Source organism: Lysinibacillus sp. FW301-JW8 (genome assembly GCF_058788755.1).
In genome coordinates this window covers 39,599-57,279 of sequence record NZ_JBYTBB010000010.1, presented here as the reverse complement: position 1 = coordinate 57,279, position 17,681 = coordinate 39,599, and the positions used below count along the sequence as shown (strand labels likewise).

Here is a 17,681-nt window from a genome sequence, read left to right as displayed (position 1 = left end):
GTCTGCTATAATATGAACCAGTTAGGAAATCATTTGGTTCTTGTTAAGAATATAGTGATAGTTTAAATACAATACATAATTCCTCAAGTGAACCGATGTGATTTTTTTAATATAAACAAAGGGGATAAATTGATATGTTGACATACGAGCTATTGGATACAAGATTACTAGCAGACGAAGGAACAATTAGCCCTGTCACGCTGACTGGTCCATTTCCTGCAATCATCGTTCCTACGCAAGCAATAACTATTCAAACTACCAATCGCACCTGGCTAATAGGGAAAGGGCAATTTATAGTCCTTCTTTACCCAGAGCAGAATTTTACTATGCTACCGAGCGACAATGAAGTATTTGCCTTAGTATACAGTATTTCATTTAATAGCTATCGGTTGGCTAAACGGGAAAAAGATACTCTACTCTATGTGGCTGAGACGGCACATCTTCCTGAGCATGGGCAGATAATGGAATTTCCTCGCTATGCAGAAGGCTTGCTATATAATTTGGTAGAGCAGTTTCGTCAGACTCAGAAAATGGAGGTTGGACCCAAGCTTCACTTGCTCCTGCATGAGTTGATCGATATCATTTTTGAAAGAAAGCAAGTAGATAACTGCTTTCTAACGAACGATAAAGCTATACAACAGGCAGTTACATATATCCAACAACATTTTGAAGCACCGTTAACACGTTCTTTTATGGCTCAAATGACGGGTTTTAACGAAAGCTATTTTTCCTCGTTGTTTAAGAAGGAAACAGGTTGGAGCTTTGCTGAATATGTGAATCAAATCCGAATTGATCAAGCGAAGCTCATGCTCCTCGGGACGAACGACAAATTGCAGGACATTGCGTATCGAACAGGCTTTGCAGACGGCTCGTATTTGGGAAAGACTTTTAGCAAGTACGTTCATCTTTCGCCTAGCAGCTTTCGTGGCAGAAAGCATACAAACCGTATAGTCGGAGTACAATTTGTTGGTGCATTACTGGCATTAGGCATTCAACCACTTGCCACTACGCGTGAGCTGCTTCAATCATCCCAATTATTACGCAAACGATTACCTAATATTGTAGAAGTTGAGTCAGCTAACCAAGTAGAAGTGTTTCGACAGCTAGCACCAGATTTAATTGTTGCTCCTACTTATTTGTACAACTATCCAGACGAGCTTAAAGAGCTAGAGCGAATTGCACCAGTTCTGACCATTCCGTGGGGAAAGATGGATAAGCTAGAGGAGGTACGGTTGCTTGGAAAACTACTTGGACGAACCCAAGAAGCTGAGAGTTGGATTGCCAACTTGCAGCAGTCAGCCCTAGAAGCAAGACAAGTCATTACACCATTTCTAGCACCGGGAACTACAGCAGGCATATTTGAATTAAGCTATGATAATTTATGGCTGATTCCTTATCTTTCGGTACGCTCTGTTTATACCTTGTATCAGCTACTAGGTTTGAGTGCACCTGAGGGAATTCAACAGGAGGTGCTCCAAACGGGTCTCCATCGTAAGGTGAAAGAGCAGGAATTGCCTCTCTATACGGCAACTCACATGTTCCTGATTGTTCCAAGCGACGATACCGAGGCTTTCAGGACCAAGCTGATGGAGCGCTCTGTTTGGCAGCGCCTTGTGTATGAACAAGGTTGCCAACTGCATTTACTTAAGCTGAATGAATTTTGGTTTGATGATGGGCTGTCATTAGAGCTTCAGCTTGCTTTAATGGTAAAATTGTTAACTACTCAAAACTAAATCCAACAATTTTCCCTGTGGAATATCCAATTTATATACGTTGTCCTTGTACAAGACTGTCCTTATAATGTAAATATCATCGCGAATGATAATCATTATCAAAATAGGAGGTTCTATCTTGTACTTACATAAGATTATAAAAACCGTATTATTTCTTACCCTGATAATCATGCTCACAGCTTGCGGTAATTCCAATGATACTACTAAGTCATCCGTTGAGCCGGAAGCAACGACCAAAATAATCAAAACAAAACGTGGGGATGTTGAAATTCCAATCAAGCCTGAACGAATTGTAACAGATGGATATTTACCTGAGCTGCTTGTGCTTGGTGTGAAGCCGATTGGTTCTACACAATGGGATTTGGAGAACAAAGTCATTAAAGACCAGATTGACGGAATTGCCACGACGGGAGAGAGGTCGCTTGAGACAATAGTGGAGTTGAAACCAGATTTAATCGTAACTTGGGTGAACGATGAAACTATTATTCAGCAGTACGAGAAGATAGCACCAACCCTCTCTATCCCTTACGGCTCCACAAGTGATATTTATGAAACGATGCGTTACTTAGGCGAGGTACTGGACAAGGAAGCTGAAGCTAAGCAATGGATTGATAAGTTAGATAAGACGTCTGAGACAGCGAGAAAAGAGCTTGCGAATATTATTAAACCAGAAGATACCTTTGCACTTATGGGCGTATTTGTAGTTGATAAAGGTTTCTATATTTATGGTGACGGGGGCTACAGGGGTGGAGAAGCGATTTATAAACATCTTCAATTGAAGGCACCAGCGAAACAGGAGCAAGAAATGATCGGGAAAGAAGCGTATAGACAAATTTCGTATGAGGTCATTCCTGAATATGCTGGCGACTATATTTTTATCGATCAGGGCGATTTGATATCTGAAGTATGGGGAGAGAAAGAAAGGCTTTGGAACTCTCTTGAGGCTGTGAAAAATAATCGTGTATATAAACTTGACCCTGATTTATTCTGGGGCAATGATCCAATATCATTAGAGCTTCAAATCAAGGAAGTTGTAAAAATGCTGAGTGATAAACAGTAAATCATGAGTTCTTTTTATAAAACAGAGTAGTTGGGTGAATTTTTAGGGCTCTTCACCGTAACATATTTTACTATAGAAGAAAAACGAAAACTCCGTATCGTAATTATTGTCCAGACAAACCACGAGAGGAGTTTTCGCTTTGTACATTAAGTTTATCAAATGCCATAACAATTACCATCTTTTTTCGAAGTTTCTTCCCCATGATGAAGAACTAAATGCCTCTATAAACATGAAGTTTTCATTATTATCATCACTCAAAGAAAACTGTCTTACGTTTATTTTTTTATTTCGAAAACCTATTTTTATATCTTTTTCAACTCTAAATGAGCAAAAATAATTACTTATATTTCCACTATGCTAGAAGGAGCTTGTAGCGGCGGCGCGAGACTCCAGCAGGAACAGCACAAGACGTAAGACGCAACAAACCGCGCGGAGCGAGGGTTGCGGCTTACGCTGTGCCTGCGGAAAGCGAGTGCCAGAGCGGAAAGCTCCTATCACTTTAATAGAATGGAAGAAATTGTTTTGAAATTTGCTCATTGTAAGTTTTTCAATATGTATATTATTGGGAATGGTTATAAAGTTTTATCGAAAATAATGTTATGATATATTCACTGTGGGGGATTTTAGGTAAAAGGAGAGTGATCAAGTGAATAAAATAGTTTTACCAATACTAATAGTTATTATTTTGACCGGATGCAATGTATTCCCAACTGGTATTCATAAACAACCAGAAGGCCAAGCCATTTTTGATGGGGAGCATTATAATATGTTACCAAGTAAATATGAATGGAAAGAGGACGATGTTGAAGTAAAACTAAAAGGTTCTCCTGATATTAGCGAATTAGCAGATAACTTTGAAACATTAGAAGTCGAAAAAGGAGATATAATAAAATTTAAAATTGATAAGAATCCAATCTCCATTACGGCAACTAAAATGTATGAAGATGGCACAATTGAAAATGTTGAGATTAAAGGTGAAAAAATAACCATGCCATCTAAAGAGGGGTATTATATTTATGAGCTTAATGCTATATGGAATAAAGGAAAAGAATCTTTTGTTTTTGATGTTAATGTAAAATAATCAAGGAGCCTTCAAATTCTCAGTTAAACGAGCGTAAGAAAAATAGAACTGTGTAAACTAAACTGTACACTAAGATACATTTGCGCCTCGATATGCGTCACGATGCCATTCGTGCGTTTGCTTTTGTTGTTTCACCTTAAGGAGGGCATTTTTTCTGATGTCATTAATTTTTCTATTAGAGAATCTATAGCGACCCCGAAAGCCAGACCTTCCACACGGTTTACCTAATTTAATTAACTTTTCGACATTTGCTCTTTTTAACGTAAGGTGGTGTGAGAGATCGACTAGTCAATTAATGGCTAGTCTCCTACTCGGTTTGAGCTTTTAAAAACAAGAGACAATTCTGTTCATTTTGCCCGAATTCAAAGCCTGCCCCCACTTAAATTTTACTACTCATTCATTTCTAGTTTTACTTTCTTGGTTCACTAGCTTAGGAAACTGATAATCCGTTCATAAAACAATAAATAATTTCTTCCTCTAACTGACTTATTTTACGATTAAGTTGAATTGATAGCTCATTAACCAAATTCAAGTGGTTACTTTGATGCTTTTCTGTTAAATCACACATTAGCTTTAATATATTTATATAACCCATAAAATGCTCTTTTGTTAGTGGAGTTTCATGCGAAAGCACATAGATATCGGCGTCAAACTTTTCAATATTTTCTATGAGATGTCTAACATGATTAATCTTATATAGTGGTTGTTGTGTGTAAATACTTGGATACAAACAGTCACCTAAGAAAAGTACTTTTTCCTCCTCTACAAAAATAATTGAGGAATCATCTGAATGATCTCCACCTACATGTTTGACTACACATCGAATTCCACCTAAATCAATTTCCATTTTTTCTTTAAAAGTAATATTAGGTAAAGTGATGGTAATATTTCTATCTACTCCAAATTCTTTTTTTATCATTTCTGAGCAAAATTGAGTCTCTAAGCCTTTTTCTACACGATTATCTAAAGCTTCGTCAGACCAATCATATTCCATTATTTTTTCAAGATACTTTTTTGTCTTTTCATGTGCTATTGTTAATAAATTCATTTTATTTGTTCCAAAGCTATGATCCCAATGCCAATGTGTTAATACGACAGAATGGTAATTAGTTGTTTGATATTGATCTAATTCATTAAGAAATAACTTAGCATGTTTGTCAGAATTTCCTGCATCTATTATTAAAGTTTGGTGTATCCCACATATGGCAGACAATATTGGTCGATCTGTTTCAGGATCATGTGGTAAATAGTGTATGCGATTAGTGAGTTGCTTTAAATTTTTCTCCATGAGCTTAACTCCCTTTGTTATTTGTTCCGACAATTTTTTCTAATGTATCAAGAACATTTTTTAACTCTGTTAAACTTACTTTCGAATAATATTTTTCTACAAGTATATCGTCAATTTTTTTTAAAAGCTGTTGAAACTCTTGACCTCGATTTCCAAGTGAGATTAAAGTCTCTCTACGGTTTATTGAATTCTCCTGACGAACTATCATTTTCATTTCTTCCAGCTTTGAAATAACTTGGCTAACCGCACTCTTAGAAATATCAAAATGATTGGCAATATCATTCGCAATTACCGGCTCATTACGAATGATAAAAAACATGATAATTTCTTGTTGTGGAGTTAAGTGAAAGTTCTCTAATTCCTCAACCTCCTTGGTTTCTTTTAAAACTAACAATTTAAACTGCTCAAATTTTTGATTGATTTTGTCTATAAGTATTAAATAATCATGCATAGTTGGATCATCCTTATCTTTTTGTTAAGTTAAGTTTACTTAACTATTTAGTGATTGTCAATCATTTGGGTATTTGAGAAATACATTTTTTATTCCTTCAATATAGTCATGTAATAAACGATCCACCTTTTGAACAAGTTCTTCGGTAAAATCAAGTTCGCCTGGGGGTCAACTAAATGCCATAGTAGTAATGCACACTGTGAAAAAGGTGACAAAACTCATAATCATCAAGCAATTTCAATTGCTTCTCATTCTAATGTCCATTTCAGAAATTCATAAATATTCTCATATAAAATGTCGTTAATTTAATTGCGCTGACTTCCTGTATGGATATATTTTCCGAATTATTACTTTGACTTAGAACCATAAAAAAATAGTAGCACAAACGATGACCTTGGTTTGTACTACTAATGTCAGTATGTTTTAGTTGCTCGTTTTAATGGTATGGTTACAATAATTACATTCGTACCAGTTACTATTTTGAGATATTTTCTCGAGTTTTTCTTGTTTTCCACATGCTGGACACATATCGCCTGGTTGATAGTCTGGGCGTTCCTCTGCTCCTCCACAATGAATACAGACGTAATATATTCCGTTTGGCTGTACTTTGAAACGACTTTCCCGGCTATCAATTGTTAGGCCACAGCAACGGCAATGATTAATATAAATACCGAAATCATGCCCATTCTTACCATTTGCATGAAGACAATTATAGACGGTCACATTGTAGCTTGCTGTTAAGCGTGAATAGCTCCAATTTACTTTAAATGCTTCCTTACAATAACTGCATTTTAAACGTTCAAGAATTTCTTTAATTCTGTTGATCCAGCCAGCAAGCTTATTAACGTACGTATCACCTTGATTTAACTCAGGCATATTAGAAGAAATATTGGCTGCTAATAATAACTCATGCAGTGTCCAGTTGTCATAGTTTCTATCAATATTCCCAAACAGATGAGCACCGTGGTGTCTATTGTTTGATTTTTTTTGGAAATAGCAGGCTCTACGTATACGGGGACAATAAGCCCCGTTTTCAATTGGAGAATAGAAACGACCTTCACAGTATTGTACAGCGCTAGCCCTAGTTATTTGTAGATTACATTTTGGTAAGATAGGAATGATTTGAATGGTATTATGAGTGTTTAACTGGTGAATAATATCCTCTTCAATATATTTACGCATTCGTTTGAAATACATGTTTTTCTTCTGTTCATGGTGCACATCGCTTAATAATGCGTGAAGAATAAGTAGAATTCCTTTTAGCTGTTGATTCGATTCGTTTTTCCCAATGACTTCGAAACTTTCCTTAAAGTAAGCCTTTGTTGTTGGATTTTCTATGATGCTTTGAGTGATACGAAAGACGATTAGTGTTTTGGCATCGTTATTGAATAAATCCCAAATTATGATAGGGCTTACCGTAAACTGATGAAACAGTAGTTGCACTTGTTTCTCTCCTGTTAAATAAGGAAAAAACGTATCTATTTTATAATAAACTTCTGAGATGTGGTGAATAAACCTCTTTTTATCCTTTTCAGACAAATCGTTAAACACTTTTTGATAAAGTGATAATTTATTGTCGCTGCATTGTATTTTTTCAATTCTCTGAAGCAATATAGGTTTTGAAATGTAAGAATAAATCTCATCGTTTATTAATATTTGTTCATCCAATTCTCTAGTTAAATGCTCCAGTGCCTTTTCCTCTAATATTTCGCTGAGGGAGATTGAAAAAAACTCCGGTGCAAACTTATCTGTTTCACTATTAATCGTTGAAAAGCATTCGATGAGCTGTTCAATATGCGTGTTTGTTAAGCCGTGTTTTTTCGACTCCTCATTTATTTTTAATATGGTCATTCGCTTAAATTGATATGGGTTTTGCTTTAGCAGCTCTTTCGTTTGTTCGTTTGACATCCATTGTGTAGGTGTTAAGTCATTCCAATTGCCACAATACAGATTGTGCCTTTGAATAGTTTTGATTACTTTGGTAATGATGTGCTGCTGCCATTGTTCGTATTCAAAAAGCTCCTTCCAATCGGATGGTCCTATGCTTACAATCTTTTGTAATACGGGGTAATGCTGTAGTGATTGTATGGAATAATCGTCAATCATTCCTTCATTGATGAGGCTTAAAGAATAGATTAATTTTTCATTCAGCTCTTGAGAAATGATATCGAAATCTGATGCGATATACTCGATATCTCTAATTGATAATCGCTCTGTTTGCAGAAAATAAGCAAGTATTTCTTCACTTGTGAAACTAGTTAATGGGAAAGCTAAAGCCTCCACTCCATGTTCTAGCATATATGCTGTAACTAATTGGACAACTTCTGCTCGCATCTCAAATGTTATAAGTCGTGCTGCAATATGTTTGGCAGGTAGAAAAGAAAGAGCCTTACTGAATGCTTCCAATAATTGTTCTTTCGAGGCTTCATCTAAATGAATCACTTTGTGCACTTTGCTGTCATCTTTAGGGTTTTTACTGAATAATACCAATAAACCTTTACTTAATTCAGGCTGCTTTAAAGAGCTTTGTAATGATTTTTCGCTTATATAATATTCTTTACCAGACAAATCCGATAAAAATCCGAATTTATTGATGTGACCTTCTCGCGTTTTGCCACCATACCAATTAATGATACCAATTTCCAAGGGAATTCCTCCAAATAGTCCTATCATTTCTAATATATTTCTTTTCTAGTATATAGCATAATTACCATAGTTCAATATATCAAGCGAGTGAAAATGGGTTATAGTCTATTCCAAATAAACATAAATTGCGCTGCATCGGATTCAAGGGCGATTCGATGATATTCTGTCGATTCATCCTCTGTAATTAAGCGGCCTTTTTGAACATTTAAGATAGCATGTTTAACTGATTCAGGATGTTCAATCGAATAGTGAGAATCTTTTAGCAGGGTTAGGGCAGAACGACATTTATGTTTATCGATGCGGTCATTTTTTCCTTTGAAATACAACTTAATAAGGTATGGGATATCATCGATGATTAACCCGAGCTCTGGGGTTGAACGTACGGTTAATTCATCACAATACCAATTGGACTTACCAGGTTCAAACCACTGCACATTTTTATTTTTTAAGAATTTTAAATAGGCTTTTACAGCTTCCTGGTAATTCTTCTGACGTGCAGCAATGGCATTGTCTACGATGGCAAGTAAATAGTCATCATTAAAACAATTTTCATGGTATTTTTTTAAGCCTTCGCGTAATGCTTTCCAATAATCTTTAATCGGATGATAGTCTCCCTGATACTTAATGTCTTTCACAAACTTCGTCTTAGCAGCACTTCCCTTCATCGTGAAATCGGTAAATTGTGTTAAACCGATGGATGGCTTTGTGATAATCGTCACTTTATATCACCCTTCTTTTATAAAAAATCATTTGTTATAGATTAGTATTATATTGGAGAGGGGAAATTTATATGATTTTAGGGAAGGCATATTGAGCAAGTGGGATAGTGGTAAAAACTACTTAAATTGGTACTTTGACCTTTTAACACAGAAGAAATTATCAGGATTAGAAATCCAAAGGAATAGCGATTATGGAGTATATAGTTATTCAATCAACCAGTTGTCGATTTTGTAGCAGCAACTGGTTGTTTTATTTTTCTTGCATTTGGATGTGGGTACGATATTTGGATATCTTTTATCGTTGCAGTTAATTTTCTATTAAAAAAATTATAAAAATAGAATAGTATTTATTTTTTAGTTTTGAAATTTATGACAAAAAAATTAAGTTGAATTGGAAAATAACGTATTGTTATGCACTAGAATAGTGTTTATGCATTTTTTTATACAAGAAAGAATCTATGTTTTTAATAATCCAAACTGTATAAAAATTTAAAATAATGTTGGGTTGAGTCAATTTTTCATTTTCTTTATACTGTGAAAGTAATTAATCGAGAGGAGAAAACATCATGAGCAAAGAAGTTACAATTATTGGGGTGCCTATGGATTTTGGTCAAACTAGAAGAGGGGTTGACATGGGACCAAGTGCTATTAGATATGCTGGGTTAACAGACAGACTTGAGGGCCTTGGCTATTCGGTTTATGACGAAGGGGATTTGAATATCAAAATAGTAAATGAAAATGAAGAAACAGAAATAACGACAAACTTAAAAAATTTAAAAACTGTAGCAGATGCTAATGACAAGCTTGGTCAAAAAGTAGATCATGTTATTTCCTCAAACCGCTTTCCGTTAGTTTTAGGAGGGGATCATAGTATTGCTATTGGAACATTAGCGGGTGTTGCAAAGCATTATGAAAATTTAGGTGTCATTTGGTACGATGCCCATGGCGATCTAAACACAGGTGAAACCTCTCCTTCGGGCAATATACATGGAATGTCTTTGGCTGTAAGCTTAGGTCTTGGTCATCCTGCACTCACTAATATTGGAGGTTATGCTCCAAAAGTAAAGCCTGAAAATGTTGTGATTATTGGTGCACGGGACTTAGATCCAGGAGAAAAGCAGCTTATTAAAGAACAAGGTATAAAAGTATATACCATGCATGAGATCGATCGATTAGGTATGACAACCGTTATGTCAGAAACGATTGAATATTTAAAGGAACGTACAGACGGCGTCCATTTATCTCTAGATTTAGATGGACTTGATCCAAACGATGCACCAGGTGTTGGGACACCAGTTGCAGGTGGTATTAGTTATCGTGAAAGCCATTTAGCTATGGAAATGCTATCGGAGGCAAATATCATTACCTCAGCAGAGTTTGTAGAAACAAATCCAGTATTAGATAAATATAATAAAACGGCTATCGCTGCTGTAGCTTTAATCAGCTCTTTATTCGGCGATACATTACTTTAAGTCATGGATAAGGACAATAAATTATCTCGTAAAGGAAGAACTTTTCTTAAAATATGAGGTCGCCACAACCAAATGTAAGAAAATAGCTCTCCCTAGATTAAGTTTACAATAGAAAAGGCAATCGCTCTAGCTAATCACTAGCATTTATTTTGTCAGAATATTGACAGTTTATATAATATATTAAATGGATATTCAATTACTAAAATTTCTAATAGTTATCATATTACACTTAAAAAAGAAAGTGCTTACAAGATAATTTGCGTAAGGAGTTTTTTATGGCAGCAGAACAATATGAATTAAAGAGAAGTATGAAAGCAAGACATTTATTTATGATCTCACTAGGAGGATGTATTGGAACTGGTTTCTTTCTTGGGTCAGGCTACACAATTAATCAAGCTGGACCAACTGGTGCCATACTTTCTTATTTAGTAGGCGGAATTGTCATGTATTTAACAATGCTATGTTTAGGCGAATTGTCTGTTGCTATGCCAGTATCAGGTTCTTTCCAAACATACACGACGAAATTTATAGGTCCTGCAACTGGTTTTGCTGTAGGTTGGTTGTACTGGTTAGGCTGGGCAGTAACTGTTGCACTCGAATTTTTAGGGGCTGGACAACTTATGCAGAGGTGGTTCCCAGAATCACCAGTATGGATGTGGTGCCTGTTATTTGCCGCACTGCTCTTTGTCTTGAATGGTTTATCAGCAAAAGCGTTTGGTGAAGCAGAATTTGTCTTCTCAAGCATTAAAATACTGGCGATCATTATGTTTCTTGCGGTTGGTGGGGCGGCTATGTTCGGCCTGATCGATATGAAAGATGGAACAGCTGCACCATTGCTTTCTCATTTTTATGAGGGAGGGCTTTTTCCAAATGGTGTATCAGCCTTACTAATTACCATGATTACTGTGAATTTTTCATTCCAGGGTACTGAATTAATTGGTATTGCTGCAGGGGAGAGTGAAAATCCTGAAAAGACAATCCCTAAATCGATTAAACAAACAGTCTGGCGCACACTTTTCTTCTTCGTATTATCTGTCGTTGTGCTGGCAGGTATGATTCCTATGGAAAAAGCAGGAGTTGTTGAAAGTCCATTTGTTGTTGTGCTAGATAGCATAGGAATTCCATATGCAGCAGATATCATGAATTTTGTTATTTTAACAGCGCTATTATCTGTCGCTAACTCTGGACTTTATGCAGCAACACGAATGCTATTCTCTCTTTCAGTTGAAAAGATGGCAAGCCCTGTTTTAGGGAAGGTGAATAAAAGAGGGATACCTATGAATGCATTACTGATTACACTTGCTGTGGCTGGTTTGTCATTGCTATCAAGCGTATTCGCTGCAAAAACAGTATTTGTATGGCTTCTTTCCCTAGCAGGCTTAGGCGCACAGATTGGTTGGATTGCCATTACTGCTTCCCAAATTGCATTTAGAAGATCTTATATACGTCAAGGTGGAAAAGTGGAGGATTTAAAATTCAAAGCCCCACTTTATCCACTCGTCCCAATTTTAGGTTTAGCAGCAAACTGTATTGTCATGGCGAGCTTGGCATTTGATTCATCTCAACGATTAGCTCTATATTGTGGAGGAGCATTCTTTATCGGCTGTTATATTGTTTATTATGTAAAAGTAAAGAAAGTTACAAATTTAAAAATAAACCAACAAGAAGTACAGTTAAAATTAGAACAAAAAATGTATCTATAAGCAAAATGGAGACAATGAATCTCACGAGATAACAACAATGTAGCAGTCACCCCATAAGTAAAAAAAGACATCATAAGCTGACCAACTAGCTTATGATGTCATATTCAATTTATTTTATTGTATCTAAAACCTTTTTAGAAACATAAAATTCTGTACCGTTATAAACATTGATTGTATCAAATTTATATGTTTTAGACGTATTCATTGAAGCGTCTTTATACACTATACTATTTTTGTTTACTGGAATGGTAATGGTAACATCAGCTTTTTGGGCAATAAACGTAGGATTTTCTTTATCTGCTACATCAACTTTTGTTGTGAAGCCTTTTTCTGTAAATGCTTTTGTTGCAGGTATATATAATTCCTCTGTTAGCTTATCTAACTCAAAGCCCATAAACTTTGCCATTGCATGCGCTAAATCAGTATTTTCGACAAGGCCAGTTATTTTAGAGGGACCAAAGGAGTATAAGAATACATCCTCACCAGTATGACCACCGGTTGTATAGCCAATATTGGCACGATTTGCAAGCATTTTTACCATTTCACTGCCTAAGTCTTTAGCAGATTTTAATGTAGTAAGCTCTTCCTCTGTTAAATTATCCAGACCATAAAATGCAGCAACTTCTGTTAAGTTTGATTGATCTTCTTTTAATTGCCCTAATGCACCTTCAATCGTCATTGTAGCTTTCTTTAAAGGATCAATGTAGGCAGAAACAGGAATGCTTGAATAAGTACTTGTTGTATTGATATTCCCCATTGTAATACCGCTATTGCCATGGTCTGTAACTGCAACCACTAATGTATTTCCATCTTCTTTTGCAAAATCAATTGCTTCTTTCACTGCATCATCAAACGATAAAATATCACTAATGATCCCAATAGTATCGTTTGCGTGAGCTGCCCAGTCCACCTTACTTCCTTCGACAAATAAGAAGAAGCCATCCTCATCCTTTTTCAGCGTATTAATCGCTTTTTCTGTCATTTCAGCAAGCGTTGGCTCAGATGCTCTTGTTTTGGCACGATCAAAATCGTAGGCAAGGGCACTTGGCGCAAAGCTACCCCAAATTTTTGATGCTTGACTGTTCAGTAGTTCATCCCGCGTTTTGACAAGTGCATAATTTTTTTCCTTAAGGACATTTAATAAATCCTCGCCATCTTTACGCGCATTTTTTGTTGCTCCAGGTGATAAAGATTCTAAGCCACCACCTAACACAACATCAATATTTTGGTAGACTTGCTGTTCAGCGATATCACCATATTGGCTTCTATTATTAACATGAGCTGAGAAGCCTGCTGGTGTAGCATGCTGGATTTCGGAGGTAGAAATTAATCCTGTGGCCTTACCTTGCTGTTTAGCGCCTTCCAAAACATTCGCTACTGGTCTAAATGCATCCTCTTTGGCAACTTGCTCTAATCCAGGTGAATTAACAACAGATGGCAATACACCAATAAATTTATCATTTGACTTATGTCCAGTTGCTAAAGCTGTAGCTGCAGGAGCGGAATCTGTGATAGCTGACTCAGCAGAGTACGTACGCATGGCACCTGTTAAAATTTCATCCATTGCTAGGCTTTCTCCCTTATACCAACGCGAAAGTGTAATAGCATTATTACTGCTACCATCCATCACAAGCATAATTACATTTGTTGGTTTCTTTACTTCTTCTGCCTGTACCTGTGGTGTTGCGATACTAACTGTTGATAAAGTAAGAGCACTTGCTAAAAGCCAAGAAGTCCATTTTTTAGAATATTTCATGATTTTCCTCCTTTAGATGAGTTCAATGGTAAGTTTAAAGGAAGGTTGTAAAGTCATAATTAAATAGATGTTAATAATTTATGGTAATATTGTTAACTGATATCCTTGAATGAATTTATGGGCGAAATAGATATTTAAAAGGATAATAATAGTAGGTCAAACTGGTTCAGAAAAAACAGATTATCCGACACTGTTTTATTTATTTAAAAAAAAGAAAAAGTCCATAAGTAAAGAATATAAGTTATTTTAGAAGAGAAGCGTTTAAAAATAAATTTATATTTCTTCCTGATTCTTAATCATTACAATGGGATCTTTTGTCATTAGGATGGAAATGTGCAATTATCGTTTTAAGAAACATTCCATTTTATGTTTTTGATACTGAAGTCCAAATAAATCCATTACTTGTTTAGTTGTACCCATTAGTTTTCATAAGACTGTTCCTTTTTATAAAAATAGTTCTATTGTAGACTTTTTTTAACCGATTTGAACACTTTTAAGGAGATGAATTACTAATGGAAACAACAATTCGAATGTTAAAAAGAGCTTGTATAGATGAAAGAAAAATCAATAATTTTTTAGTAAGTGCTCAAACTGCCTTTCTTGGACTAGTTGATGATAACATGCCATATGTTATTCCATTAAATTTTGTATGTAAGGATGGGATTTTTTATTTTCATGGGGCAAATGAAGGAAGGAAAATAAACATTATGAATAGCAATACGAATGCATGTATTACAATTAGTGAGAACTATGGCACTATGGTAGACCCAACGCCTGCTAAAACGGATACAGCCTACATGAGTGTTATTGCAAATGGGAAAGTAGAATTTGTCACTGATTTAGATGAAGCAACTGCTGCCATGCAAAGTATGCTGGATAAATATGTACCAGATTATTATAAAGCGCCTTTATCGAAAACTCATATTGATAAATATCAATCATCTTTAGGAAGTAAAACGGTTATTTTTAAAATAAAACCACTAAATTTGACCGCAAAGGAAAATCTGTTAACTGAACAACTAAAATTTTATCCAGGAAGATTTGTTATACAGGATTTGAGGTAATTATTGTAAATTTTATAAAGAAGACTATAAAATTGGTAAATAACCAACTACTTAGTAACGTTCAGATGAAATGAACTTAAATATAAGACAAAAATGCCTTTCGTTGAAAATAGGTAATGATCCTACAAATCAACGTGGAGGTGTTTTTTTGTGAAAAAACCTTACTTGCTTAAAGTTTCCTTTCATAAATCATTACATAGAAATTTTTAAAATTTAACCTAATTTTAAACTTTATCGTGTATAGTTTTTTCAGTTGAAAATATAAAATTTCAACGATAAGGAAAAATTAATAAAAGTGAGGATGGTTCTAGAAACAAATTAATCTGAGATTATCAGAAGAGTTCGATAGGAAGGGGGGCTTTATTCTAATACCTTAACAAGAAATCAAATATTGAAGAATGAAGGATTGTGATGATTTATTTGAAGAAATTTCAGCAATGGGGCTTAATTATTTTATTATTTGCGATTTGTTTATTAATACCACCTGGTAGTGAAAGTGTTAAAGCTGCTGACCCAGTGGGAACAGCTATAGTAGATCAGGAACAACCGCTACAAAGTGGTAATGTTTGGGTTAATGCTGAACTTCCAAGAAGTCAGTCATTTATGCCCGCATATTCGGGGTATCTTAGCAATGTTGACATTAATATATTTGATTATAGGGGTTCACCTGGAGCCATTAAAATAGAAGTTTACGACGAAGGAAATATGTCGGTGCCTATTGCTTCAGCAACAAGACCTGATATTAGTAGCGGGTGGATATCCATTGATTTCAGTAACAATAAACCCTATCTGAAAAAGAATATGAGTTATCGAATGATAATTTCTACTGAAAACGGTGGAATTAATGGCTTTGGCTGGTATGGCAAGTCAGGTAATCCCTATCCAAGAGGGTCTGCTTCAGGTGACTATGATTTTTCATTTAGAACGTACATGATTCCAGATTATTCCCTATCTCCAGCAGAAAGTCAAATAACTGTAAGTAGTCCTAGTCTTATAGCGGATGGAATAAGCCAAACAACAGTGACAGTAAAGTTAAAAGATGCTCAAGGGACTGATATGACAACTGGTGGAGAGTTGGTCACTATTTCATCCACACAGGGGACAATTAGTGCTGTCACAGATAATAATAATGGCACCTATACAGCAACTTTAACTGCCTCGACAACTACTGGCACTGGTACAATTAGTGGAACTGTTGGCGGTAAAGCGATAGCAGGAACAGCCAGCGTGCAATTCGTTCCAGGTTCACCGTCAACAGAAAAGAGTACAGTCGGAGTTAACATTGGTTCTCTTTTAGCAGATGGAATGAGTCAGGCAACAATTACCGTAAAATTGAAGGATGCTCAGGACAATGAGATCAAGGCTGGAGGAGCAGCAGTAGCTATTTCCTCAACACTAGGAACGGTTGGGAATGTAACCGATAAAAATAATGGTACCTATACAGCAACCTTAACTGCCCCAATAACAGTAGGTACGGCGACAATTAGTGCAAGTGTTGGAGGTAATCCAATAACTGCAACAGCCAGTGTACAATTAAATCCTAAACCAGCCCAATCGGTTACTGCTACAGTAGCAACATCAACACCAATAGTCGGTATGGATAATAGCATCACGCTATCTGTCAAGAATGCATTAGGTGATAAAGACACTACATTTAATGGTATAAAAAACGTGACAATTAGCGGCTATAAACAGGCTCCGAATGGGTTCATAGGTAGCTTTAATGGTCAAATATTGACTTCAATGAGTGAGATAGTTGCGCTAAATTTCACAAATGGTGAAGCAACATCAAGCTTAAAACTGAATGCAGCGTTGGCTCAAACAATTGAATTAGCAGTATCAGGTGTTGACACTGCTACAACAAATTCGCTAATAATTACGCCAATAGCAGGAAATGCAACAGTGATGAAGTTGACAACAGATATTATTCCTCCATCCGTTAATGGAGGAGCATTTGGGCAACAGCCTGTATTGACCCTTTATGATGGCTATGGAAACGTAAGTGTGAACGACAATACAAAGGTCGTTACAGTGACCAAGAAAGATGTTGGAGCATGGACATTGACTGGGACTCTAACGGCTACAGCAAATGCTGGAATCATCAGCTTTTCTAATTTAGGTGCCATGAATGCAGCTAAAGTGACAGGAGCGCAGTTGGCTTTTGATGCACCAGGCTTAGCACAGATTACAAGCACAGCCGTTACACTTATGCCAAAACAATATACCGTTGGATTTGACACAAAGGGTGGTAATACCATAGCAGACCTTTCCATTACTCATGGAGATAAATTGATTGCACCCACAGAACCAATCAAAACAGGATATACGTTTGTAGATTGGTATAAGAATGCTGGATTTACAACAAAGTGGGACTTTGCGACAGATGTAATCACGGCTGATACAAGGCTCTATGCCAAATGGACAGTGAATAGTTATGGCGTAACATTTAACACAAACGGCGGTTCAGTCGTAGCATCTGACTCAGTAATCTATAATGAAAAAGTGACAAAGCCAACAGTACCAAGTAAGGCAGGGTATACATTTGCAGGCTGGTTTAAGGAAAGTGCCCTTACAACCGAGTGGGACTTTGCGATAGATGTAATCACGGCTGATACAACGCTCTATGCTAAATGGACAGTGAATAGTTATGGCGTAACATTTAACACAAACGGAGGTTCAGTCGTAGCGTCCGACTCAGTAATCTATAA

Annotated in this window: 12 protein-coding genes; 7 read left to right on the top strand and 5 right to left on the bottom strand. The window is 36.1% G+C overall.

Annotated features, from left to right (window positions below; genetic code table 11):
• The first annotated feature begins 134 nt into the window (after positions 1-134).
• The 3 genes from AC3WOM_RS06340 (at position 135) to AC3WOM_RS06330 (ending at position 3,874) form a co-directional block, all read left to right on the top strand.
• Complete coding sequence (locus AC3WOM_RS06340) at positions 135-1,733, top strand: helix-turn-helix domain-containing protein (protein WP_492445686.1); 1,599 nt, start codon at positions 135-137, stop codon at positions 1,731-1,733.
• A gap of 118 nt (positions 1,734-1,851) precedes the next feature.
• Positions 1,852-2,793 carry an ABC transporter substrate-binding protein gene (locus AC3WOM_RS06335; RefSeq protein ID WP_492445684.1) on the top strand — a complete coding sequence of 314 codons (942 nt, stop codon included), beginning with the start codon at positions 1,852-1,854 and terminating at the stop codon, positions 2,791-2,793.
• 646 nt (positions 2,794-3,439) lie between these two features.
• On the top strand, positions 3,440-3,874 hold the full coding sequence (locus AC3WOM_RS06330; RefSeq protein WP_492445682.1) for a lipoprotein: 435 nt from the start codon (positions 3,440-3,442) through the stop codon (positions 3,872-3,874).
• Positions 3,875-4,304: 430 nt separating this feature from the next.
• Here AC3WOM_RS06330 and AC3WOM_RS06325 read toward each other — a convergent pair whose 3' ends face one another.
• From AC3WOM_RS06325 to AC3WOM_RS06310, 4 genes are all read right to left on the bottom strand, one after another.
• Positions 4,305-5,162: an MBL fold metallo-hydrolase gene (locus AC3WOM_RS06325; RefSeq protein WP_427547562.1), complete on the bottom strand. Its 858-nt coding sequence runs from the start codon at positions 5,160-5,162 to the stop codon at positions 4,305-4,307.
• 4 nt (positions 5,163-5,166) lie between these two features.
• Positions 5,167-5,613: a MarR family winged helix-turn-helix transcriptional regulator gene (locus tag AC3WOM_RS06320; RefSeq protein WP_427547564.1), complete on the bottom strand. Its 447-nt coding sequence runs from the start codon at positions 5,611-5,613 to the stop codon at positions 5,167-5,169.
• 423 nt (positions 5,614-6,036) lie between these two features.
• Positions 6,037-8,259 (bottom strand): hypothetical protein, encoded by a 2,223-nt coding sequence (locus AC3WOM_RS06315; protein ID WP_492445680.1) that lies wholly within the window; start codon positions 8,257-8,259, stop codon positions 6,037-6,039.
• Between the two features lie 98 nt (positions 8,260-8,357).
• On the bottom strand, positions 8,358-8,969 hold the full coding sequence (locus AC3WOM_RS06310) for a hypothetical protein (protein ID WP_427547572.1): 612 nt from the start codon (positions 8,967-8,969) through the stop codon (positions 8,358-8,360).
• A 575-nt stretch (positions 8,970-9,544) separates the two neighbouring features.
• Here AC3WOM_RS06310 and rocF point away from each other — a divergent pair.
• Complete coding sequence (gene rocF / locus AC3WOM_RS06305) at positions 9,545-10,450, top strand: arginase (RefSeq protein ID WP_492445678.1); 906 nt, start codon at positions 9,545-9,547, stop codon at positions 10,448-10,450.
• A gap of 275 nt (positions 10,451-10,725) precedes the next feature.
• Positions 10,726-12,153: an amino acid permease gene (locus tag AC3WOM_RS06300; protein WP_492445676.1), complete on the top strand. Its 1,428-nt coding sequence runs from the start codon at positions 10,726-10,728 to the stop codon at positions 12,151-12,153.
• Positions 12,154-12,262: 109 nt separating this feature from the next.
• Here the strand turns inward: AC3WOM_RS06300 and AC3WOM_RS06295 are convergent, their stop codons facing one another.
• Positions 12,263-13,909, bottom strand: a complete 1,647-nt coding sequence (locus AC3WOM_RS06295; protein ID WP_492445674.1) for an alkaline phosphatase — start codon at positions 13,907-13,909, stop codon at positions 12,263-12,265.
• A 512-nt stretch (positions 13,910-14,421) separates the two neighbouring features.
• Here AC3WOM_RS06295 and AC3WOM_RS06290 point away from each other — a divergent pair.
• Positions 14,422-14,973 (top strand): pyridoxamine 5'-phosphate oxidase family protein, encoded by a 552-nt coding sequence (locus AC3WOM_RS06290; RefSeq protein WP_492445672.1) that lies wholly within the window; start codon positions 14,422-14,424, stop codon positions 14,971-14,973.
• Positions 14,974-15,384: 411 nt separating this feature from the next.
• Positions 15,385-17,681, top strand: a 2,297-nt coding sequence (locus tag AC3WOM_RS06285; protein ID WP_492445670.1) for an invasin domain 3-containing protein, incomplete at its 3' end; no start/stop codon positions are given.